Genomic DNA, 21176 nt, shown 5'->3' on the forward strand with positions numbered 1-21176 from the left:
ATGTCCCGCGGGCCGGGGACCACGACCACGACGAACAGACGGATTTCGCCATGCTCGACGCCCAGCCGACCCAGACCGAGACAGTGCTCGAGGTCAACAATATCGAGGTGATCTACAACCACGTGATCCTCGTCCTGAAAGGTGTGAGCCTCACGGTGCCCAAGGGCGGCATCACCGCGCTTCTCGGGGGCAACGGGGCGGGCAAGACCACGACGCTCAAGGCGATTTCCAACCTCCTGCGCTCCGAGCGCGGCGAGGTGACCAAGGGGTCGATCCAGTATCGCGGCGAAAAGGTGCAGGATCTGTCGCCCGCCGACCTCGTGACCAAGGGGGTCATTCAGGTGATGGAGGGGCGGCATTGCTTCGAACACCTGACGGTGGAAGAGAACCTTCTGACCGGCGCCTATACCCGCAAGGCCGGGCGCGGCGACATCGATGCCGACCTGAACATGGTCTACGACTATTTTCCGCGCCTGAAAGAGCGCCGCAAATCGCAGGCCGGCTATACCTCGGGCGGTGAGCAGCAGATGGTCGCCATTGGCCGTGCGCTTATGTCCCGTCCCGAAACGATCCTTCTGGACGAGCCGTCGATGGGCCTTGCCCCGCAGCTCGTCGAGCAGATTTTCGAGATCGTGAAGAACCTGAACGAGAACGAAGGCTACACCTTCCTTCTGGCCGAACAAAACACCAACGTGGCGCTGCGCTATGCGCACTACGGCTATATTCTGGAATCCGGCCGGATCGTGATGGACGGCCCCGCCGCCGCCCTGCGCGAGAACCCGGACGTCAAGGAATTCTACCTCGGCATGTCGGACGAAGGGCGCAAGTCCTTCCGCGACGTGCGCTCCTACCGCCGGCGGAAACGCTGGCTCTCGTAATGGCCGATCACAGCGCGAACATAACCGTCAGGTGGGCAGACCTAATGCTCCGCCATCTCCGACTTCATCTCGTCGATGCGCGCCAGCGCCTCTTCGCGGGTGTTGCGGATGTTCGGGCGGAATTGCTGGCTTTCCGCGCGCATCCGGATGGTTTCCTCGGTTTCCGAGCCGGGGGCGTAGCGCACCGAGCCCATCGACCAGCGCTCGTTCAGCCGCTTGCCGCGCCGGGCATAGGCGACCCAGGCTTCTTCGAAAATCCGGCAACCCTCGTAATTGATGAGGAAGAACCAGCGCACCGCGGTCTCCTCCAGCCGCGCCTCGATATGATCGTAGAACGCGTTCACGTCGGCGGAATGGTGAAACACGAAGCTCGAGAAATCGACGTTCATGATCTCGGCGGCCCCGTCGAACGAAATGCGCTTGGCGAACTCCGCGTCCGAATAACCCATGTCGTGAACGACCTTCGCGCGACGTTTCGACGGAAGCTCGGCGACCCGCGCCAGCGCGCCGTCCCGATCCGCGAACAGGTTGGGATCGAAGCTTTCGGTCTCCGCCGTCCGTTCGATCTGGCGCTGCGTTTCCTCGCTCATGTCGAAGCGGACCGTGCCCATGCTGTGACCGAGGTTCAGCGCCTTGCCGCGCCGGTGGTGGGTATACCAGGCGTCGCTGTCGATCCGGAAGTCCGAGTAGTTGATGACGAAAAACCACAGCTCTTCACCGGATTCCGCCAAGGCCGCTTCGATCGCATCGTAAAGCGCGTTCACCTCGCCCGACGTGTCCAGCCGGAGGCCGGACAAATCGATCTCGGCCACCTGAAGATCGTCGTTCAGCGTTACGCGATGCAAATACCTATGCGGCATATAAGTTTCTCCCGAATCACAAATCAGCTTACTCAACGTCAATTTAACCAGATCGTCCACGCGATACTTCCGCGCAGGCCGTTTGGGCGGATTGTCGCAGAAACCGTGCAACACCCGGGAAAGGGGCCCTGTCATGTCTGAGTTCTTCGACGACCTCGAAACCCGTTCGGCCGACGAGCGCGCCGACGATATCGCCCGCGCCCTGCCGCGCCAGATCGCCCGCGCCAAGGCGTTGCCGGGGTATGCCGACAGTCTGCGCGACGTGGACCCGGCGGCGATCACGAGTGTCGAGGCCCTGTCGGCGCTTCCCGTCCTGCGAAAGTCGGAACTCGGCAAGTCGCAGGCCGCCCATGCTCCGCTGGGTGGCTTCGCGGCGAAAAAGACGCATGAGTATGGTCACATCTTCCAAAGCCCCGGTCCGATCTATGAGCCGGGCGGGATCGGTGATGACTGGTGGCGGATCGGTCGCTTCCTGCACGCCGCGGGCGTGGGCAAGGGCGATATCGTCCAGAACTGCTTTTCCTACCATCTGACCCCCGCCGGCATGATCTTTGAAAACGGTGCGCGCGCTGTCGGGGCCGCCGTCGTGCCCGCGGGCATCGGACAGACCGAGTTGCAGGTGCGCGCCGCTGCCGACATCGGAACGACCGCCTATGCGGGCACGCCCGACTACCTCAAGATCATTCTCGACAAGGCCGACGAGATGGGCATGCGCCTTGGCATCACCAAGGCCACCGTCGGCGGCGGGGCGCTGTTCCCGTCGCTGCGGCAGGAATACGCGGATCGGGGCATCCGCTGCCTACAGAACTACGCCACCGCCGATCTGGGCAACATCGCCTACGAATCCCCCGCGATGGAGGGGATGATCGTGGACGAGGGCGTGATCGTCGAAATCGTGCGCCCCGGCACCGGCGACCCCGTGGCGCCGGGCGAGGTGGGCGAAGTGGTCGTCACCAGCTTCAACGCCGACTACCCGCTGATCCGTTTCGCGACCGGCGACCTGTCGGCGGTGATGGAGGGGGCAAGCCCCTGCGGGCGCACCAACCTGCGCATCAAGGGCTGGATGGGCCGGGCCGACCAGACCACCAAGATCAAGGGTATGTTCGTGCGCCCCGAACAGGTCGCGGATTTCGTCGCCAAACACCCGGAAATCGCCAAGGCGCGCGTCGTGGCCAGCCGCGAGGGCGAGGCGGACGTGATGACGGTCCAGGTCGAATCCAACGGGGGCGACGCCGATGCCTATGGCCGGACCATCGCGGACGTGCTCAAGCTCAAGGGCAAGGTCGAGATCGTGGCGCCCGGCGCATTGCCCAACGATGGCAAGGTGATCGACGACGTGCGCAGCTACGACTAGGGGCCGTGAGCGGCGGATCACCGCCGGAACATATCCCATAGCAACCCGTTGATATTGGATATCGGGGCGGGACGGCACAGGTTTGCAGCAATCGCGACCCTGACCAATGGGAGGTTCCATGCGACACAAACCCTTCGCCACGCTGGCGACCAGCTTCGCCGTTCTGGCCACAGTTCCGCAGATCGCCGCCGCCGACGCGGCGCTCATCATCGTGCAATCAGAATATGAAAGCCTGCCCGACGTCTCGGGCGCGGCGCAGGCCGTGACACTGGCCCAGAAACTCGAGGACAGCGGGTTCACCGTCACCTCGTCCCTCGATCAGGAGGCGGACGATGTGCGCGATGCCGTGCAGGAGTTCCGCGAGGACGCGGAAGGGGGCGACCGCGTGTTCGTCTACCTTGCCGGACATATGGTCGGCGGTCCGCGCGACAGCTACCTCCTGACGCACGAGGCGGACCGGCCCAATGCCGTGTCGGTGGCGGGCGAGGCGCTGGCGATCGGCCCCATCCTCGACGTTCTGGCCGAGTTCCAAGGGCAATCCATCCTCATGGCCGCCCCTGCCGGCGAGGAGGTGGCGGGAACGGGCCTGTCCGACACGTTCGAGCTTGAGGCGCCGCAGGGGGTTACCATCCTGACCGGACCCGTCGACCGCATCATCCGCGTCGCGAACGAAGTGGTTCTGGTGCCCGGCCTGCCCTTGGGCGAGGGTCTGGATGGCGGGCCGGGTGGCGTCACCGCGACCGGGTTCGTGTCCAACGTAGTTCCGTTCCTGCCCGCAGGCGACGAAGGCCGGGTGGTGATCGAGCGCACCGAGCAATCGCCCGACGATGCTTTCTGGGTCGTCGCGCGCACGATGGACGACGAAGAGGGGTATTCGCTCTACCTCGAATACTTCCCCAGAGGGGCCCACAATCAGGAAGCGCGCGCGGCCCTGCGCCAGATCGAAGACAACCGCGCCAATCGCGATGAGACCGCCGAGGCGGCGCTGAACCTAAATCAGGCCGCACGCCGTCAGGTGCAGCGCAACCTCGCGCTTCTGGGGCACGACCCCAAGGGTATCGACGGGATCTTCGGCCCCGCGACCCGTGCCGCGATCCGGTCCTACCAGTCCGCCAACAATTTCACGGTGACGGGATACCTGAGCCGCGACATGCTGGCCCGGATGACCGCACAGGCGGACGCCCGCGCCGAGCAGTTGGAACGCGAAGCCGCCGAGCGGCAGGCGCGTCAGGAACGCGAGGATCGGCGGTATTGGGAACAGATCGGTCAGGGCCGGGACGAGGCCGGGCTGCGCGCCTATCTCGACCGTTACCCGGACGGGCTCTTTTCCGAGGTCGCACAGGATCGTCTGGACGACATCGAGGCCGCGAAACGGTCGGAAGCGCAGGCGCAGGAGCGGGACTTCTGGGATCGCGTCCGTAACGAGGACAAGCCGGGCAGTTACCGCGCCTACCTCGACCGTTATCCGAACGGGCTGTTCGCGCAGGAGGCGCGGGCGCGGCTGGATCAGCTTTCGCAGAACCAGCAGAACGAGGCCCAGATGGCGGCGGCGGAACGAGAAGAGCAGACCGTGGCCGGAAATCAGGTGACGCGGCTGTTGGTCGAAAACAGGCTGGTCAGCCTTGGCTTCGACATTCCCGAGGTCGATGGCGTGTTCGGCCCCACAGCCCGCCGCGCGATCCGCCGCTTCCAAAGCTCGCGCGGGCTGCCGGTCACGGGGTTCGTCACGCAGGAGACGATGGTGCGGCTGCTGGCCGCGTTCTGACCGGGGCGGGTGCCCACCAAGGCCGGGGCGTGCGACCCCGGCCCGCCACCGACAAAAGAAAAAGGGCCGCCGGATCGTTCCGGCGGCCCTTTTGCAAAACTGAGCTTGCCGATCAGCCCTGACGGGCTTTGAAACGGCGCTGGGTCTTGTTGATCACGTAGACGCGGCCCTTACGGCGCACGACACGGCAATCCCGATGCCGGTTCTTCAGCGAGCGGAGCGAGTTGCGGACTTTCATGGCCCTTCTCCTCATTCGCGGCGCTGGTCGCGCCTTTGTGTTCATGCCTCACGTGTGAGGCGGTTCATGGTGGGCGATACTGGGATCGAACCAGTGACCCCTTCGATGTCAACGAAGTGCTCTACCGCTGAGCTAATCGCCCTGAATTTCCTGCCCGGGCGCAAACCCAAACAAACAGACGCGGGAAACCCCGCGCCGGTCCGCGTGTCTATAAAAGGAGTCGAACCACCTTGCAAGGGGCTTTTGGCAGGGTCTGTTATCGGTCTATGTTGTGGGATCAGGAGAGAAAATGAGTCCCTCGCATCGCGTCGAATATCCGAGCCTCAGATCGACCTCGGCCATATTTTCCTCGCCCCATTCCGGGCGGGATTACGGGTGGGGGTTCCTGCGGCGCACGGTGCTCGATTCGCGCACCATCCGCTCGTCGGAAGATGCCTTCGTGGACGAATTGTTCGCCACCGCTCCGTCACATGGTGCGCCGCTGCTGTCGCTGAACGTGCCGCGCGCCTTCGTCGACGTGAATCGTGGGGCGGAAGAGCTTGATCCGGCGCTGATCCGGGGGGTCGAGAAGGGCACGCACAACCCGCGCGTGGCTTCGGGCCTTGGGGTCATCCCCCGCGTCGTCGCCGGGGGGCGGCAGATCTATCGCGGGAAGATCCCGCTGGCCGAGGCCGAAGCGCGCCTGCGCTCGCACTGGCATCCGTATCATGCGCGGCTCAAGACGCTGGTGAACGAGTCGCATCGCCTGTTCGGGCAGGCGATCCTCATCGACTGTCATTCCATGCCCCACGAAGCCATCGACAGCCTGTGCCGGGGTCGGCGCGAGAAACCCGAAATCGTGCTGGGCGACAGGTTCGGCGCCAGCGCCGGGGGCGAGATCGTGGACGAGATCGAACTGGCGTTCCGGGACGAGGGGTTCAAGGTCGGGCGCAACACGCCGTTCGCGGGCGCGTTCACGACGCAGCACTATGGCCGCCCCTCACGCGGCCAGCACGCGATCCAGATCGAGATCGACCGGGCGCTGTACATGAACGAGGCGAAACTGGTCCCGAACGGCAATTTCACCGCGATGCGGGAATCGCTGGACCGCGTCATCGCGCGGATTGCCGAGGTCGGGCGACCGCAAGACCTGCCGCTCGCCGCCGAATAGTCAGCGGATCGCGCGGCCTTTCAGGATCGCCCCATCACCGAACTTCGCCCGGATCGCATCCGTCGCCTTTTCTGCCGCCCGCCGTTGCGCCGCCTGCGGGTCCAGAAGATCGCCCGCCGTGTCCGCGCCGTCGGCCCCCGTGATCTCGGAAATTCCAACGCCGATCAGCCGGAACGGCCCTTTGTTCGCCACGGTGTCGAACAGGCTGCGCGCCGTGCGATAGATGCGGTCGGCGCTTTGCGTGGTGTCGTGAAGGCTCGTGCGTTTGGTGATGAGCTTGAAGTCGGCCCGTTTGAGCTTCAGCGTCACCACCCGGCCTGCGCGCCCTTTGGCCTTGGCCCGGTCCGCGACCTTTTCCGACAGGCGCCAGAGATGGCCGTCGAGCAGGTCGGGGTCCGACGTGTCCTCGAAGAACGTGGTTTCGTTCGAAATCGACTTCACGGGCGCATTGGCCGAGATGCGCCGGAAATCCTCGCCCCGCGCAAGATGCCAGAGCCGTTCGCCCATACCCCCGAACCGTTCGATGAGCGCCTGTTTGTCCCAGCGCAGGAGGTCCGTGAAGGTGCGGATGCCCGCCCGTTCGAGCGAGCTTTGCGCGGCGGCACCCACGCCCCAGATCATGCGGACGGGTTTCCCGGCCAGAAAGTCCATCGTCTCGCCATTGCCGATCACCGAGAACCCGCGCGGCTTGTCCAGATCGCTCGCCACCTTGGCCAGAAACTTGTTGTGGCTGAGGCCGATGGAGCCGGTCAGGCCCAATTCGTCCTCCATCCGTTTGACCAGCCGCGCCAGCATTACGGCGGGTGGATGGTGGTGCAGCCGTTCCGTGCCCGTCATGTCCAGAAACGCCTCGTCCAGCGAGAGCGGTTCGACGGCGGGGGTCAGCTCGTCCATCATCGCGCGAATCTGTTTCGAGACAGCGGCGTAATGCGAGCCGCGCGGTTTGATGACCACGGCGTCGGGGCAAAGCTCCAGCGCCTTGAACATCGGCATGGCCGAGCGCACGCCCCGGATGCGCGCGACGTAGCAGGCGGTCGACACCACGCCACGCTTACCGCCGCCGATGATGACGGGCTTGCCGGCAAGGCTGGGGTCGTCGCGTTTCTCCACGCTCGCATAGAACGCATCGCAATCCATATGCGCGATGGACAGGCTGAACAGCTCTGGATGCGACAGGACACGCGGCGACCGGCACGCGGGGCAGCGTGTCCCCTCGTCGAATGTGGTCAGGCAGGATCGGCACAGCGCGGGCATGGCGCGATCATATCACCGGCGAAACGCCCTCGCGATGGCAATGATGCCCAGCCCGCCAAGGTAGAACGCCACCGACAGCCCCACGATGTTGATCGCGGTCTGCTTGAGGGTCAGGTCATTCAGGTCGAGGAACGGATAGGGGTATTCGCCAGAGCCCAGACCGCGCAGCATCGCGTAGACGCAGTAAAGGATCGGCCACCAAAGCCAGACCAGCGCGGCCCGCCACGGCAGGGGCGCTTTCGGCGCGAAAGCGAGCCAGTACAGCGCCGTCGCCAGCGGGATCGCGGTGTGAAAGCCCAGATCCGTCCACCATCGCAGGCCGGTTTCGTTGAAGAGGTGGGCGAGCAGGGTGTGATAGACGATGGCGACGATCAGGATCCACAAGGTCAGGCCACCAAGCCAATGGGCCGACAGGCTTTGCCCCCGGATCGACATGAGGCCGAAGGACGCGCAGACCATCGCATTCGTGAGCAGGGTGAAGAACCAGCCGAGCCGCCAGAGCGTCGCGCCAAGGCTGCCGTAATCCTGATAGGTGAGCGGCACCTGAACGGCGATGGTGGCGAGGGCCAGAAGAAAGACGAGGCTGGCGGAAATGCGGGCAGGGCGTGTCATGGGGCAAGACTGCCAGACGGCACCGTATCCGCAAAGCAGGGCGTCGCGTCAGGCGGCGACGTTTTGTCCGCGCAGGGCCCGTGCAAGGCCGACGAACACCAGACCGCCGAGGAAGAACGCGACGGTCAGACCGACCGAGTTCACCGCGACCTGTCCGGCGGTCAGCACGTTCAAGTCGATGAACGGATAAGGGTATTTCTGCGTGAAGATCCCCCGGACGAGGGCGTAGATCACGTATATCAGCGGCCAGCCCAGCCAGCGCACCGCGTCCATCACACCCAAGCCCCCCTTGGGCGCGAAGGCGAGCCAGAAGGCGAGGGTGAGGAGCGGCGTCACCGTGTGAAGCCCCTGATCGGCCCAGAGCGCAAGCCCCTGCGGCTCCCATATATTCGCAAGCAGGGTGTGGTAGACGACCCCGACGATGGCGATCCAGAGCGTCAGACCCGCCAGCCAACTGGCCGACAGCATCCGGCCCGTCGCGGCCATGCGCGCGAAACTCGCGAAGACGAGGATGTTGGTCAGGACCGTGAAATACCCGAGGATCACCCAGAGCATCGCGCCGAACCCGCCGGCCAGCCCGTAGGACACCACGCATTGCATCACCAGCGCGGCGAGGGCGGCGAGCGCGATCAGGGTGGCGGCAAGGCGGGCGATCGGTGTCATGGCCCCATCAGGTCCGACTCCGTCCGGTAAATCAAGCCCTTGCGTGCGTCCCACCCCCGCGCACAATGGCGCGCATGGAGTGGCGGGATCAGGGCACGCTTTTGAGCGTGCGCAAGCATGGCGAAACCTCGGTCATCATCGAGGTTTTCACGGCCAAACATGGCCGCCACGCGGGCGTGGTCCGGGGCGGCGTGTCGCGCAAGATCGCCCCGATCCTGCAACCCGGATCGCAACTCGACCTTGTGTGGCGGGCGCGGCTGGAAGAACACATCGGCGCGTTCACCGTCGAACCCGTGAAAAGCCGTGCTGCGGCGATCATGGGCGACCGCAACGCGCTGGCGGGCCTGAACGCGATCACCGCGCTTCTGTCCTTCGCCCTGCCGGAGCGTGAAGCGCACCCCCGCCTCTACACCCGCAGCATCGCCATGCTCGATCTTCTGGCCGAAACGCCCGCCTGGCCGGTCGGATACCTGCAATGGGAACTCGCGCTGCTGGAGGAGCTTGGATACGGCCTCGACCTGACTGCCTGCGCGGTGACGGGCGGGGCCGAGGATCTGGCCTATGTCTCGCCCAAGTCCGGGCGGGCGGTCAGTGCTGAAGGGGCGGGCGAATGGGTCGATCGGCTGTTGCCCTTGCCCGAGGAGCTTCTGGGCGTCGTGACACAGGATCTGGCTGGCATCCCCGACGGCCTGCGCACGACGGGATACTTCCTGACATACGGGCTGGCTCATGCGTTGGGCGACCGACCCCTGCCCGAGGCGCGGGCGCGGCTGGTGGATCGCCTGTCGCGGCGTCAGGCGTCCTGAAGCGCGAGCATTGCGGCGGTCAGGGTCGACAGCGCATCGGTGTTGTCCTGCCCGTCGGTGGCGGAGAGCGTGCCCATCCCGATATAGGCGCCATACAGGATGCGCGCGAATTCGGGATTGGTCAGACCGAGCTGCTTCAACGTCGCGGCGAGGTAGGCCATGCGCTTGGCATCGATCTCTTCGATGGCATCCGCCACTTCGACATCCGACTGCGCCCAAGCGCGAATCGCCGGCTCCAATGCTGCACCGCCGAAAGACCCGGAGTCGGTCGAGGCGATTTCATTGATCCGGTAAAGCCGCTGGCTGGCGGTGCCGCCCGCATCCACGGCCGCGGTAAGCGCGACGATCACGCTCGACTGCCAGTGATGGAGCATCTTGGTCTTGAAATCGGGCACATCTTTGAAATGCCAATAAAAACTACCCTTCGTGGTCTCGAGGTCGCGCGCCAGAGGCTCGGCCTTGAGCGCGTCGGGGCCTTTGGTGACGAGGGCGCGGAAACCGGCGGCGATCCAGTCCTGAGCGGTGAGACGCGTTTTCTTCGAAGACATGGTGAAAGACCCATACTGCAATGTATTCAGTCTACTTTGCAGGTGCAGCATTTTCAATGTTTTTGGCGGAGGCGCCCCGGTTCAGGTCAGGATTGGACGCGCCGATCCCACATTCCGCACCTTGCGCGGTCCGTTGTCGGATACCATGCCCGAAGTCGCCGCGCCCTGCCGTGAAAACAGGCAGCGGGCGGTCGGGTCAAAGGCCCAGCACGTCCATCATGTCATAGGCGCCGGGCTTGCGACCGATCCCCCAGAGCGCCGCCTTGACAGCCCCGCGCGCGAAGATCGCGCGGTCGGTGGCGACGTGGCGCAGGATGATGCGCTCGCCCGGCCCTGCGAAGATGACGTCATGTTCCCCCACGATGTCGCCGCCGCGAATGGCCGAAAACCCGATGTGCCCCTCTTTGCGCGCCCCGGTGATCCCGTCGCGGCCCCGGTCCGCCATATCCGTCAGGCGCACGCCGCGCCCCTCGGCCGCGGCCTCGCCCAGCATGAGGGCGGTGCCGGACGGCGCGTCGACCTTATGCTTGTGGTGGGCTTCCACGATCTCGATGTCGAACTCCACGTCCAGCGCGCGGGCGACCGTCTCAGTCAGCTTGGTCAACAGGTTGACCCCGAAGCTCATGTTGCCCGCCCGGATCATCACGGCGTGGCGCGCGGCGGCCTCGAGTTTCGCGATGTCGTCCTCGTCCAGCCCGGTTGTCCCGATCACATGCACGGCCCGCGCCTGCGCCGCGATTTCTGCCAGTGGCACGGTGGCGGCAGGGGCGGTGAAGTCGATGACGGCCTGCGCGCGCGACATGGCGTCCAGCGCGTCGTCGGTCACGGTGACGCCAAGTTCGGCCCCGCCCATCGCGGTTCCGATGTCCCGCCCGATCCAGTCATGCCCGGCGCGTTCCAATGCGCCGACGAGCCGGCAGGCCGGGTTTTCGGACACCAGTCTGACGAGCATCTGGCCCATCCGCCCCGAAGCCCCGTTCACCACGATACCCGGCAATTCGCTCATCTGACCCTCCGTCGTTCGGCCTTTGTCCTAGTGCCTGTTGCGCGAACACGCAATCGGCACTACATCGCGCCACATGTCGAAGAACCGATTCAACGAAGGCACGGGCCCGTCCCAGCGCCAGTTGCGCGTGGGCGAACTCATCCGCCGCACCCTGTCCGACGTGTTGATGCGCGGCGAGATCCACGACCCGGACCTCAACCGCATGTCGATCACGGTGGGCGAGGTGCGCACGTCCCCCGACCTGAAGATCGCGACCGCATACGTGCTGCCGCTCGGCGGAAAGAACCCCGACGAAGCGATCAAGGCGCTCGCCCGCAACAAGCACGAACTGCGCCGCTTCATCGGGAAGGTGACGAACCTCAAGTTCACGCCGGACCTCAGGTTCATGATCGACGAGACCTTCGACCAGATGGACGCGACCCGCCGCCTGTTCTCGGACGAGACGGTGCAGCGCGACATCCACGCAGGCGACGAGGAAGAATAATGGGACGCCGCAAGAAGGGGCGCGACGTCCACGGCTGGCTGGTCGTGGACAAGCCGGCGGGCATCACGTCGAATGCCGTTGTGAACAAGGTGCGCTGGGCGTTCGATGCGAAGAAGGCCGGGCACGCGGGCACCCTTGACCCCGAGGCGACCGGGGTTCTGGCCGTGGCGCTGGGCGAAGCGACAAAGACGGTGCCCTATATCACCGACGCGCTGAAGGCCTACCGCTTCACCGTGCGGCTTGGGCAGGCGACGAATACCGACGACGCCGAGGGCGAGGTGATTGCACAAAGTGACACACGCCCGTCGGACGACGAGATTTCCGGTGCGCTGGGTCAATTCACCGGAGACATCATGCAGGTGCCGCCCAAGTTCTCGGCGGTGAAGATCGACGGCCAGCGCGCCTATAAGCTTGCCCGCGACGGGGAAGATGTCGAGATCGAGGCCCGCCCGCTTTTCGTCGAGGACTTGAAGCTTGTGGATCGTCCCGACGCCGATCACGTCACGCTGGAAATGACCTGCGGCAAAGGCGGCTACGTGCGCGCCATCGCCCGCGATCTGGGCGAGGCACTCGGCTGCTACGGTCATGTCCGCGAATTGCGCCGCATCTGGTCCGGACCCTTCGTGGCCGAAGAGGGCGTGAACATGGCGCGGATCGAAGAACTCGCGAAATCGGATGAGATCGACGCGCTGCTTCTGCCGCTGTCCGAGGGCCTGACCAGCCTGCCGGAACTGAATTGCACGCACGAGGGCGCGACGCGTCTGCGCCACGGCAACCCCGGCATGGTCATCGCGTCCGACGTGGATTACGGCGACGAAGCCTGGGCGTCCTATGATGGTGAGCCGGTGGCGGTCGGCATCTACAAGGCGGGCGAACTTCACCCCAGCCGGGTCTTCAACCTCTGACCGGGCAGGGGGGCGCTGCCCCCCTCGCCTCATTCGCGGGGCGAATGAACCTCACCCCCCGAAGTATTTGCGAAACGAAGAAGCAGGGGGCGGTCCACCCCCGACCAAAGGCCGGGGGCTTCTCCGTTTACGTTCATCGGCTCTTCAGCCTGTAACGCACCATCACGTTAGCGCGTTAACCTTAATGGTCGGTAAACGCGCCCCTTCTCTGTTTCAAAAATACTTCGGGGGGCGGGCTTGCCCGCTTGCGGGAAAGCCCATGGGGGGCTGGCCCCCCATCCGGGTCGACCCGCCCAGCGCGGCGAAACGCCTAGGTGATGATCTCGAGCACCGGGTCGGTCTGCTCCGGGGCCTCCCCGATCCGGTAGGCCGCCCGGATCTGCTGTTCCGCGGCGTCGAGTTCGTCCTCGGACCGCGCATGGATCGTGCACATCACCGTGCCTTCCCGAACCGTCTGGCCAAGGTCGATCATCCCCGTGATGCCCACGGCCGGATCGATCTCGTCCGCCGACCGCCGTCGCCCGCCGCCGAGTTCGACCACGGCCAGCCCGATGCCCCGCGTGTCGATCGAGGCGACATGCCCTTCGACAGGTGCTGCGATGTCCCGTGTCAGCGGCGCTTTCGGCAAATGGTCTTCGTAGCGTTCCACAAAATCGGCCGGGCCCCCTAGACCTGCGACCATTTTGGCGAAAACCTCTGCCGCCCGTCCGTCTTCGAGCGCCGCGCGCGCGACCGAGAACCCGGTTTCGCGGTCCTGCGTCAGCCCCGCGAGCGTCAGCATCTCACCCGCCAGCGCCAGCGTCACCCATTCAAGCCGGACGTCGCGGTGCACGTCGGTCAGGAACTCGACCGCGTTTCTGACCTCGACGGCGTTGCCCGCGTCCCGCGCAAGCGGCTGGTCCATCGCGGTGAGGAGTGCATGGCACGGCACGCCCGCCGCCGTCGAGACCCGCGCGATGCTCCGGGCAAGATCCCGCGACGCCTCGAAGGTCGGCATGAAGGCCCCGTTGCCCGTTTTCACGTCCATCACCAGCGCATCCAGCCCCGCGGCCAGTTTCTTGGACAGGATCGACGCGGTGATGAGCGGGATCGATTCCACGGTCGCCGTCACGTCGCGGATGCCGTAAAACCGCTTGTCGGCGGGCGCGATGGTTCCGGTCTGGCCGATGATGGCGCAGCCGACTTCGCGGACGACACGGCGAAAGGTGTCGTTGTCCGGCGTGGCGGAATAGCCTGGGATCGCTTCCATCTTGTCGAGCGTCCCGCCGGTGTGCCCCAGCCCCCGGCCCGAGATCATCGGAACGAACCCGCCGCAGGCCGCCACGATGGGCGCCAGCATCAGGCTGACGTTGTCGCCCACGCCCCCGGTCGAATGTTTGTCCACCACCGGGCCGGGCAGATCCCAGCGCATCACATCGCCCGAATCGCGCATGGCAAGCGTCAGGGCCGCGGCCTCCTCCGCCTCCATGCCCTGAAAATAGACAGCCATGCCGAAGGCGCCCACCTGCTCGTCCGAAGCGGACCCATCGGTGATGCCAGCCACCAGCGCGGCGATCTCGGCCTCGTCCAGCGTCGCTCCGTCGCGTTTCTTGCGGATGATTTCGGATATCAACATGGGTCCAACCTTGACCTATTGGTCAAATTCCGCAAGCGCGACTTGAGTTCCTGCGCACGCCGGGCAAAAACCGCCGCATGATTACGCGAGAACATACCAAAGGCGATGCCCCGTCGGTCGCCGTCTATTCCGACTGCGAACGGTATCGCTACACCCTCACCCGCGTCTGGGACCCGGCGGGCCGGCGCGCGCTGTTCATCATGCTGAACCCGTCGACGGCGACCGAAGTGCAGAACGATCCGACCGTCGAACGCTGCGAACGGCGCGCCCGTGCGCTGGGTTTCGGCGCGTTCCGGGTGCTCAACATCTTCGCCTGGCGCGACACCGACCCGCGCGCGATGCGCCGGGCGGGCGACCCCGTGGGGCCTGAAAACGACGCGGCTATCGTCGAAAGCACGGGTTGGGCCGATCAGATCATCTGCGCTTGGGGCACGCACGGCGAACACCTCGCCCGCGGTGCGCAGGTCGAGGCGCTTCTGCGCCAGACCGGCAAGCCGCTCTATCACCTCGGGCTGTCCAAAGCAGGCCACCCGAAACACCCGCTCTACATCGCCTACACCCAGCAGCCCGAACTCTGGACGTAAAAAAGGCCACCGAAACGGCGGCCTCTTCTTCGTTTCAAAAAACCTCGGAGGGGGTCTGGGGGAGGCAGCGCCTCCCCCAGCCGGTCGGACCGGCGTCAGCCGGTTCGAAACCTCAGATCGCGAATTGCAGTGCGCTCACGTTCTGGAACATGCCCGTGTCGCTCAGCGCCTTGCGCACGTTCGCCGGCACTTCCGCATCGACGTAGAGGAGCGCGATGGCATCCCCGCCCTGCTGGTTGCGGCCAAGGGTGAAGTTGGCGATGTTCACGCCCATTTCGCCAAGCGTGCGGCCCAGCGTCCCGATAATGCCCGGCACGTCCTTGTTGGTCGTGTAGAGCATGTGCTCGCCGATCTCGGCGTCGATGGTGATGCCCTTGATCTGGATGAAGCGCGGCTTGCCGTCCGAGAACACGGTGCCCGCGATGGACCGCTCACGCTTGTCGGTCTTCACGACGATCTTGATGTAGCCGTCGAAAACGCCGGTTTTGTCCTGCGTCGTGGTGGACGATTTGATGCCACGGTCCTTCGCCACGATGGGCGCCGACACCATGTTGATCTCGGCGTTCTGCGGCTTCATCAGACCCGCCAGAACAGCGCAATCCAAAGCTTTCACGTTCATCTTCGACGCGACACCGTCGAGCGTCACGTTAATCTCCTTGATCGGCTCTTCGGTCATCTGGCCGACGAAAGCTCCCAGATGCTCGGCCAGCTTGATCCACGGACCCATGACCTTGGCTTCTTCGGCGGTCACCGACGGCATGTTCAGCGCGTTGGTGACGGCGCCCGTGAGCAGGTAGTCCGAGATCTGCTCGGCCACCTGAAGCGCCACGTTTTCCTGCGCCTCGGTGGTCGACGCGCCGAGGTGCGGGGTGCAGACCACGTTCGGCAGACCGAAAAGCGGGCTGTCCTTGGCGGGCTCGACCTCGAACACGTCGAAGGCGGCACCGGCGACGTGGCCGGACTTGATCGCCTCGGCCAGTGCGGCCTCGTCCACCAGACCGCCACGGGCGCAGTTGATGATCCGCACGCCTTTCTTGGTCTTGGCAAGGTTTTCGGCGTTCAGGATGCCACGGGTCTTGTCGGTCAGCGGCACGTGCAGGGTGATGAAGTCGGCGCGGGCGAGCAACTCGTCCAGCTCGACCTTCTCGACGCCCAGCTTGTCGGCGCGTTCCTGGCTCAGGAACGGGTCGAACGCGATGACCTTCATGCGCAGGCCCTTGGCGCGGTCGGCGGCGATCGAACCGATGTTGCCGCAGCCGATCACGCCCAGCGTCTTGGCGGTCAGCTCGACCCCCATGAACTTGGATTTCTCCCACTTGCCGGCCTGGGTCGAGGCATCGGCTTCGGGGATCTGGCGCGCGACCGCGAACATCATCGCGATGGCGTGTTCGGCGGTGGTGATCGAGTTGCCGAAGGGCGTGTTCATCACGATCACGCCTTTCTGCGAGGCGGCGGGAATGTCGACGTTATCGACACCGATCCCGGCGCGGGCGACGACCTTCAGCTCGGTCGCGGCGTCCAGCACCTCTTGCGTGACCTTGGTGGCCGAACGGATGGCAAGGCCTTCGTAGCCGCCGTCGCGCAGTTTGGCGATCAGGGCGTCTTTGTCTTTGCCGAGTTTGGGTTCGAAATCGACCTCCACACCGCGATCACGGAAGATCTGGACGGCGGATTCGGAGAGGGCGTCGGATACGAGAACTTTGGGAGCCATTGGTCTTGGTCCTTTGGTTGGGAATGGGGGTGGCTCGTCGAGGGCCATGCCCTCTCCTCGCGAGGAGGGCCAACGGCCCCCGACGAGCGGAATATTACTGCGCTTCGATCTCGGCGTTGAACGCCCAATCGAGCCACGGCATCAAAGCTTCGATGTCCGAGGTTTCGACCGTGCCGCCGCACCAGATGCGCAGGCCAGCGGGCGCGTCGCGATAGGCACCGATGTCGAGCGCCACGCCTTCGGCTTCCAGCCGCTTGGCCACAGCTTTGGCGAACACCGCACCGTCCTTGATCCGGTCGTCCGTGAACTTCAGGCACACGCTGGTGTTCGACCGCGTGGCCGGATCGTCGGCAAGGTTCGCGATCCAGTCATGCGTATCGCAGAAGTCATGAATGACCTTGGCGTTGGCGTCGGCGCGGGCGATCAGGCCGGCAAGCCCGCCCTCGGATTTCGCCCAATCGAGCGCGACGAGGTAATCCTCGACCGCGAGCATCGACGGGGTGTTGATCGTCTCACCCACGAAGATGCCGTCGATCAGCTTGCCGCCTTTGGTCATGCGGAAGATTTTCGGCAGCGGCCAGGCGGGCGTGTAGCTTTCCAGACGCTCGACGGCGCGGGGCGACAGCACGATCATGCCGTGGGCCGCTTCGCCGCCCAGAACCTTCTGCCACGAGAAGGTCGTCACATCGAGCTTGTCCCACGGCAGGTCCATCGCGAAGGCGGCGGAGGTCGCGTCGCAGATGGTGATGCCTTCGCGGTCGTCCGCGATCCAGTCGCTGTTCGGTACCCGCACGCCCGAGGTCGTGCCGTTCCAGGTGAACACCACGTCGGTCGCGAAATCGACCGAGGCGAGGTCGGGAAGCTGGCCGTAATCGGCGGTCATCACGGTCGCGTCGAGTTTGAGCTGCTTGGCCACGTCCGTGACCCAGCCGGAGCCGAAGCTTTCCCATGCCAGCATGGTCACGCCGCGCGCGCCCAGCATGGACCACATGGCCATCTCGACCGCGCCGGTGTCGGACGCGGGCACGATGCCGATCTTGTAATCGGCGGGAATGCCAAGGATCTCGCGCGTCGTTTCGATCGCGGCCTTGAGCTTCTGCTTGCCGATCGCGGCACGGTGCGAACGCCCGAGGGCGGCATCGTTCAGCTTGTCGAGGGAGAAAGTCGGAATCTTGGCGCAGGGGCCAGACGAAAAGCGCGGATTGGCCGGCCGCGTTGCCGGTTGAACCAAGTCGGTCATGGTATCCTTCCAGATATATGCTCCGCGTTGGGGCGGAGTGTCCCGCCGACGCATCTACGGCTGGTCCGCGGCCCGCACAAGATGGAAAATCGCGCATATGCGACCATTTGGTGGGGCACTGCGACGCAGTTTGGAGCGGATCGGAAACTTGCCGCCCGTTCAACGCTGGGCGCGCAGGCGGGCCTCGGCCATGTCCAGATCTTCGGGCGTGTTCACGTTGAAGAAGTCCTCGGCGGCGAAAAACGCGCTGACCGCATCCTTTTCCTCGGTGAAATCCGTCACCTTGCGCGTGCCGGTCTGGATGGACCCACGCAGCCCGTTCGCAAGTTTCGTATACCAAAGCCCCGCCACCGGCTCGACCCCCGCTGGGGTTTCGGCCAGCACGATCGGCGCACGCGACGCGTTCTGGGCGCGGATCAGACGGTCGACCAGATTGGCCGGGATGAACGGTGTGTCGGTCGCGACCGTCACCACCCAGTCCGACTTCAAAGTCAGCGCCCAGTCCATCGCGGCAAGGATTCCGGCGAGCGGTCCAAGGTGATCCTCGATGCTGTCCGACAGGATCGGGTGGGACGAGGTGAAGGCCGAGGGGTCGCCGTTCGAGTTTATCGCGATCCGGGACACCTGCGGTTCCAGCCGGGCGATCACATGCGCGATCATCGGGCGACCGTCGAGCGTCACGAACGCCTTGTCCCGCCCGCCCATACGCCGCGCCTGACCACCGGCTAGGATGACGCCGGGCGGGATTTGTGTGTCGCCACTCATCGCAGAAAGGTGGCCTTCCACACCCGGTTGCGCAAGGTCCGGGTTGCATGACCCGGCCCGCCGGGATAGCGGTTGTGCGTGAGGTGAGTATGCAAGGCGATGCCATGAAGTATACAATGGGTCGGCAGTATTTCGACGGGCTGCGCTACGGCGCGCCGTTCATGTTCATGGTGGTGCCGTTTTCGATCCTGTTCGGTGTCGTCGCGACCGAGGCTGGCCTCGACCTCCTGCAAACGATGGTGATGACCATGCTGGTCGTCGCGGGCGCCTCGCAGTTCGCCGCGATTCAACAGATGGTCGACAACGCGCCGGTCGTGATGGTGCTTGCGACGGCCTTTGCGGTGAACATGCGCATGGCGATGTATTCCGCGTCGCTCGTTCCCTATCTGGGCAAGGCAAAGCTCTGGCAACGGGCGCTCGTCGCCTATCTGCTCGTCGATCAGTCCGCCGCCGTGGCGAACGACAAGTTCGAGAAAGAGCCGGACATGCCGATCCCGCTCAAGATCATCTACCTGATGGGCGTGCTGACCCCGATCGTCCCGGTCTGGTTCCTGTTCACCCTGATAGGTGCGCTTGTCGGCTCCAGCATTCCGGACGGCTTCGGCATTGACTTCGCTGTGCCGCTCACCTTCATCGCGCTCTTCTCCCCGATGCTCAAGACGCTGGCCCATGTGGCGGCGGCGGCGACGTCGGTGGTGTTCACGCTCCTGCTGTCGTTCATTCCCTACGGCCTCGGCCTGATCGTCGCGGCGGTGATCGCGATGGCGGTCGGCTCGCTTGTCGAGGTCTGGATGGCGCGGAGGCAGGTGCCATGATTACGATGCCCGATTCGACCGTCTGGCTTGTCATCGTCCTGCTCGGGGTCGGCACATTCCTGATCCGGTTCTCGTTCCTCGGTCTGATCGGTGACCGCGATCTGCCGCCGTGGATTCTGCGCGCCCTGCGCTATACGCCCGTTGCCGTGCTGCCGGGGCTGGTCGCGCCGCTCGTCCTGTGGCCCGCCGCCACGAACGGCGAGCCGGACGCGACCCGGCTTGTCACCGCCGCTGTCACGCTGGCGGTGGGCATGATTACCAAGAACCTCGTGGCCGGTATCCTGTCGGGGGCCGGGGCGTTTTACCTCATGACCTGGCTGGTGGGCTAACGGATCGGCTCGATCAGCGCCTTCTGCATGGTGCAGTCGCGCCGGGTGTCGGGGGCGCAGGGGCGCGGATCAAGGTCGGTGGTCAGGCAAATCCGCGCTTCCTGAATATGGCCGTCGCGGCAAGTGATCGTCACCATGTCCGGCTCCCACTCCGGGTTGGCTTGCAGGAAAGCCTCTTCGATCAGGCTCGCAGGCACGGCGAAGGTGCGGTCGATCTTGCGCAGAACCTCGGGCTTGTTCACCGACACAAAGGCCTCGCGGGCAAGGTCGTAGTAATCGCCCGCTTCCAGCCCCGAGCACACCCCGTGCTTTTTCCACTGATACCACGCTGCCCCGCCCGCGCCGAAAATGTCGGCCTGCGCCGCCGTCATCTGCCGCGAGGGGGCGCGCGCCGTGGTCGGGCAATAGGCGGGCCAGCCGTCTTCGTACTGCGGCCAGAGCCCGTGGACGACCCAGCCGAGGTCGCGGTCGCATTGTTCGGAGTCGCGCGCATCGCCCTCGAGCTTGCACCAGTTGGGCGACCACGACAGCGACAACACGTAGTAGTCGAAGTCACCGGCGCGTTCCCCGTCCGCACGGGCGGGGAGGGCGAAATGGCCGAGCAGCAGGATCAGGATCAGGACACGCATTCACTCTTTCCTCAGACGTTTGCCCGCACTATAAGGCAGCCAAGTTTCCCCACAACGGTGACCCAGCCTGCAACAGGCGCCCCTTTCCGGGGACTGGCACCGGCGTATCTGAAGGAGTGTCGCTATGGACAAACCGATCATGGCCAAAGCCACCGCCGTCTGGCTGGTGGACAACACGACGATCAGCTTCAAGCAGATCGCCGATTTCTGCGGTCTGCACGAGCTTGAGGTGCAGGGCATCGCCGATGGCGAAGTCGCGCAGGGCGTGAAGGGCTTCGACCCGATCTCGAACAACCAGCTCACGCAGGAAGAGATCGACAAGGCCGAAGAAAACCCGCTCCACAAGCTGAAGCTCAAGTTCAATGCCGCTGCCGTGGGCGAAGAAAAGCGCCGTGGCCCGCGCTACACCCCGCTGTCCAAGCGTCAGGATCGCCCGAACTCGATCCTGTGGCTGGTGAAGTTCCACCCGGAGCTGACGGATGCGCAGATCGCCAAGCTGGTCGGCACCACCAAGCCCACGATCCAGTCGATCCGCGAGCGCACGCACTGGAACATTCAGCAGATGGAACCCATCGACCCGGTCGCGCTGGGCCTGTGCAAGCAGTCCGAGCTGGACGCCGCCGTGCAAAAGGCCGCCAAGAAGAAGGCCGCCGAGGGCGACGCGATGTCGGACGACGACCGTCGCAAGCTGCTGTCGACCGAGCAGAGCCTTGGCATGGAAGCCGAGCCGAAGATGCCGACCGCGATCGAGGGGCTCGAGACCTTCACCCTATCGGGCAACGACGATGACGACGAGGATGAGAAGCGGAACGCGCCGGTGGATGCGGACAGCTTCTTCAACCTGCCCGATTCGGATGACGAGGACGACGACGACGACAACTGATCGTCGCACCATCAGCGTTCCAAAGGCCCCCCACCCACGGTGCGGGGGCTTTTCTTTTGCTGCGCTGCGGCTAGCATCCGAT

General features: G+C 65.1%; 23 protein-coding genes and 1 tRNA gene. 11 read left to right on the forward strand and 13 right to left on the reverse strand.

Features of this window, described 5'->3' with window-relative positions; all coding sequences use genetic code 11:
- Nucleotides 1-50 precede the first annotated feature (50 nt).
- Entirely contained in the window at nucleotides 51-878 is an 828-nt protein-coding gene (locus FCT00_RS07605) for an ABC transporter ATP-binding protein (protein WP_008331922.1), read from the forward strand.
- A 41-nt stretch (nucleotides 879-919) separates the two neighbouring features.
- Here FCT00_RS07605 and FCT00_RS07610 read toward each other — a convergent pair whose 3' ends face one another.
- Nucleotides 920-1738, reverse strand: coding sequence for a hypothetical protein (locus tag FCT00_RS07610; RefSeq protein WP_138422471.1), 819 nt, complete (start codon nucleotides 1736-1738; stop codon nucleotides 920-922).
- A gap of 133 nt (nucleotides 1739-1871) precedes the next feature.
- On the opposite strand from FCT00_RS07610, the gene FCT00_RS07615 reads away from it, so the two are divergent.
- Together FCT00_RS07615 and FCT00_RS07620 are read left to right on the forward strand one after the other, a co-directional pair.
- Nucleotides 1872-3092 carry a phenylacetate--CoA ligase family protein gene (locus tag FCT00_RS07615; protein WP_138422472.1) on the forward strand — a complete coding sequence of 407 codons (1221 nt, stop codon included), beginning with the start codon at nucleotides 1872-1874 and terminating at the stop codon, nucleotides 3090-3092.
- Nucleotides 3093-3210: 118 nt separating this feature from the next.
- Nucleotides 3211-4857 carry a peptidoglycan-binding domain-containing protein gene (locus FCT00_RS07620; protein ID WP_171042917.1) on the forward strand — a complete coding sequence of 549 codons (1647 nt, stop codon included), beginning with the start codon at nucleotides 3211-3213 and terminating at the stop codon, nucleotides 4855-4857.
- A 112-nt stretch (nucleotides 4858-4969) separates the two neighbouring features.
- Here FCT00_RS07620 and ykgO read toward each other — a convergent pair whose 3' ends face one another.
- Together ykgO and FCT00_RS07630 are read right to left on the reverse strand one after the other, a co-directional pair.
- Nucleotides 4970-5095, reverse strand: coding sequence for a type B 50S ribosomal protein L36 (ykgO, locus tag FCT00_RS07625; protein WP_005850168.1), 126 nt, complete (start codon nucleotides 5093-5095; stop codon nucleotides 4970-4972).
- A 67-nt stretch (nucleotides 5096-5162) separates the two neighbouring features.
- Nucleotides 5163-5237 (reverse strand) — tRNA-Val (locus FCT00_RS07630).
- A 147-nt stretch (nucleotides 5238-5384) separates the two neighbouring features.
- On the opposite strand from FCT00_RS07630, the gene FCT00_RS07635 reads away from it, so the two are divergent.
- Complete coding sequence (locus tag FCT00_RS07635) at nucleotides 5385-6245, forward strand: N-formylglutamate amidohydrolase (protein ID WP_008331910.1); 861 nt, start codon at nucleotides 5385-5387, stop codon at nucleotides 6243-6245.
- Here FCT00_RS07635 and FCT00_RS07640 read toward each other — a convergent pair whose 3' ends face one another.
- From FCT00_RS07640 to FCT00_RS07650, 3 genes are read right to left on the reverse strand one after another with little or no spacing between them, the layout of a single operon-like run.
- Complete coding sequence (locus tag FCT00_RS07640; RefSeq protein WP_138422474.1) at nucleotides 6246-7499, reverse strand: DNA polymerase IV; 1254 nt, start codon at nucleotides 7497-7499, stop codon at nucleotides 6246-6248.
- Nucleotides 7500-7511: 12 nt separating this feature from the next.
- On the reverse strand, nucleotides 7512-8111 hold the full coding sequence (locus FCT00_RS07645) for a Pr6Pr family membrane protein (RefSeq protein WP_008331905.1): 600 nt from the start codon (nucleotides 8109-8111) through the stop codon (nucleotides 7512-7514).
- A 48-nt stretch (nucleotides 8112-8159) separates the two neighbouring features.
- The gene (locus FCT00_RS07650; RefSeq protein ID WP_138422475.1) at nucleotides 8160-8774 is read right to left on the reverse strand and encodes a Pr6Pr family membrane protein; all 615 of its coding nucleotides are present in this window, start codon (nucleotides 8772-8774) and stop codon (nucleotides 8160-8162) included.
- A 74-nt stretch (nucleotides 8775-8848) separates the two neighbouring features.
- On the opposite strand from FCT00_RS07650, the gene recO reads away from it, so the two are divergent.
- Nucleotides 8849-9580, forward strand: a complete 732-nt coding sequence (gene recO, locus FCT00_RS07655) for a DNA repair protein RecO (RefSeq protein ID WP_138422586.1) — start codon at nucleotides 8849-8851, stop codon at nucleotides 9578-9580.
- On the opposite strand, the gene FCT00_RS07660 is transcribed toward recO, so the two are convergent.
- Nucleotides 9568-10128 carry a TetR/AcrR family transcriptional regulator gene (locus FCT00_RS07660; protein ID WP_171042918.1) on the reverse strand — a complete coding sequence of 187 codons (561 nt, stop codon included), beginning with the start codon at nucleotides 10126-10128 and terminating at the stop codon, nucleotides 9568-9570. The genes recO and FCT00_RS07660 overlap by 13 nt on opposite strands.
- Before the next feature lie 196 nt (nucleotides 10129-10324).
- Nucleotides 10325-11134, reverse strand: a complete 810-nt coding sequence (gene dapB / locus FCT00_RS07665) for a 4-hydroxy-tetrahydrodipicolinate reductase (protein ID WP_138422477.1) — start codon at nucleotides 11132-11134, stop codon at nucleotides 10325-10327.
- Between the two features lie 73 nt (nucleotides 11135-11207).
- On the opposite strand from dapB, the gene rbfA reads away from it, so the two are divergent.
- Complete coding sequence (rbfA, locus tag FCT00_RS07670) at nucleotides 11208-11618, forward strand: 30S ribosome-binding factor RbfA (RefSeq protein ID WP_008331891.1); 411 nt, start codon at nucleotides 11208-11210, stop codon at nucleotides 11616-11618.
- Entirely contained in the window at nucleotides 11618-12523 is a 906-nt protein-coding gene (truB, locus tag FCT00_RS07675; RefSeq protein ID WP_138422478.1) for a tRNA pseudouridine(55) synthase TruB, read from the forward strand. The genes rbfA and truB overlap by 1 nt, the downstream gene beginning before the upstream one ends.
- A gap of 310 nt (nucleotides 12524-12833) precedes the next feature.
- Here the strand turns inward: truB and deoA are convergent, their stop codons facing one another.
- Complete coding sequence (gene deoA, locus FCT00_RS07680; protein WP_138422479.1) at nucleotides 12834-14138, reverse strand: thymidine phosphorylase; 1305 nt, start codon at nucleotides 14136-14138, stop codon at nucleotides 12834-12836.
- Nucleotides 14139-14215: 77 nt separating this feature from the next.
- Between deoA and FCT00_RS07685 the strand changes: the two genes are divergently transcribed.
- The gene (locus tag FCT00_RS07685) at nucleotides 14216-14722 is read left to right on the forward strand and encodes a DUF1643 domain-containing protein (protein ID WP_138422480.1); all 507 of its coding nucleotides are present in this window, start codon (nucleotides 14216-14218) and stop codon (nucleotides 14720-14722) included.
- A gap of 112 nt (nucleotides 14723-14834) precedes the next feature.
- Here FCT00_RS07685 and serA read toward each other — a convergent pair whose 3' ends face one another.
- The 3 genes from serA to mobA all read right to left on the reverse strand — a co-directional run bounded on the left by serA (nucleotide 14835) and on the right by mobA (nucleotide 18438).
- Nucleotides 14835-16433, reverse strand: a complete 1599-nt coding sequence (gene serA / locus FCT00_RS07690; protein ID WP_138422481.1) for a phosphoglycerate dehydrogenase — start codon at nucleotides 16431-16433, stop codon at nucleotides 14835-14837.
- Nucleotides 16434-16527: 94 nt separating this feature from the next.
- The gene (locus FCT00_RS07695) at nucleotides 16528-17673 is read right to left on the reverse strand and encodes a phosphoserine transaminase (RefSeq protein ID WP_138422482.1); all 1146 of its coding nucleotides are present in this window, start codon (nucleotides 17671-17673) and stop codon (nucleotides 16528-16530) included.
- Between the two features lie 159 nt (nucleotides 17674-17832).
- Nucleotides 17833-18438, reverse strand: a complete 606-nt coding sequence (gene mobA / locus FCT00_RS07700; protein ID WP_138422483.1) for a molybdenum cofactor guanylyltransferase MobA — start codon at nucleotides 18436-18438, stop codon at nucleotides 17833-17835.
- Nucleotides 18439-18542: 104 nt separating this feature from the next.
- Between mobA and FCT00_RS07705 the strand changes: the two genes are divergently transcribed.
- Together FCT00_RS07705 and FCT00_RS07710 are read left to right on the forward strand one after the other, a co-directional pair.
- Nucleotides 18543-19253, forward strand: a complete 711-nt coding sequence (locus FCT00_RS07705) for an AzlC family ABC transporter permease (RefSeq protein ID WP_138422484.1) — start codon at nucleotides 18543-18545, stop codon at nucleotides 19251-19253.
- Nucleotides 19250-19582 carry an AzlD domain-containing protein gene (locus FCT00_RS07710; protein WP_008331872.1) on the forward strand — a complete coding sequence of 111 codons (333 nt, stop codon included), beginning with the start codon at nucleotides 19250-19252 and terminating at the stop codon, nucleotides 19580-19582. The genes FCT00_RS07705 and FCT00_RS07710 overlap by 4 nt, the downstream gene beginning before the upstream one ends.
- On the opposite strand, the gene FCT00_RS07715 is transcribed toward FCT00_RS07710, so the two are convergent.
- Nucleotides 19579-20211, reverse strand: a complete 633-nt coding sequence (locus tag FCT00_RS07715; RefSeq protein WP_008331871.1) for a ribonuclease T2 family protein — start codon at nucleotides 20209-20211, stop codon at nucleotides 19579-19581. The two genes, FCT00_RS07710 and FCT00_RS07715, sit on opposite strands and share 4 nt — an antisense overlap.
- A 124-nt stretch (nucleotides 20212-20335) precedes the next feature.
- On the opposite strand from FCT00_RS07715, the gene FCT00_RS07720 reads away from it, so the two are divergent.
- A complete protein-coding gene (locus tag FCT00_RS07720) occupies nucleotides 20336-21094 on the forward strand; it encodes a DUF1013 domain-containing protein (protein ID WP_008331870.1) in 759 nt (252 codons plus the stop codon).
- Nucleotides 21095-21176: the final 82 nt, after the last annotated feature.

It is taken from the genome of Maritimibacter alexandrii (assembly GCF_005871115.1).
GTDB classification, from domain to species: Bacteria; Pseudomonadota; Alphaproteobacteria; order Rhodobacterales; family Rhodobacteraceae; genus Maritimibacter; species Maritimibacter alkaliphilus.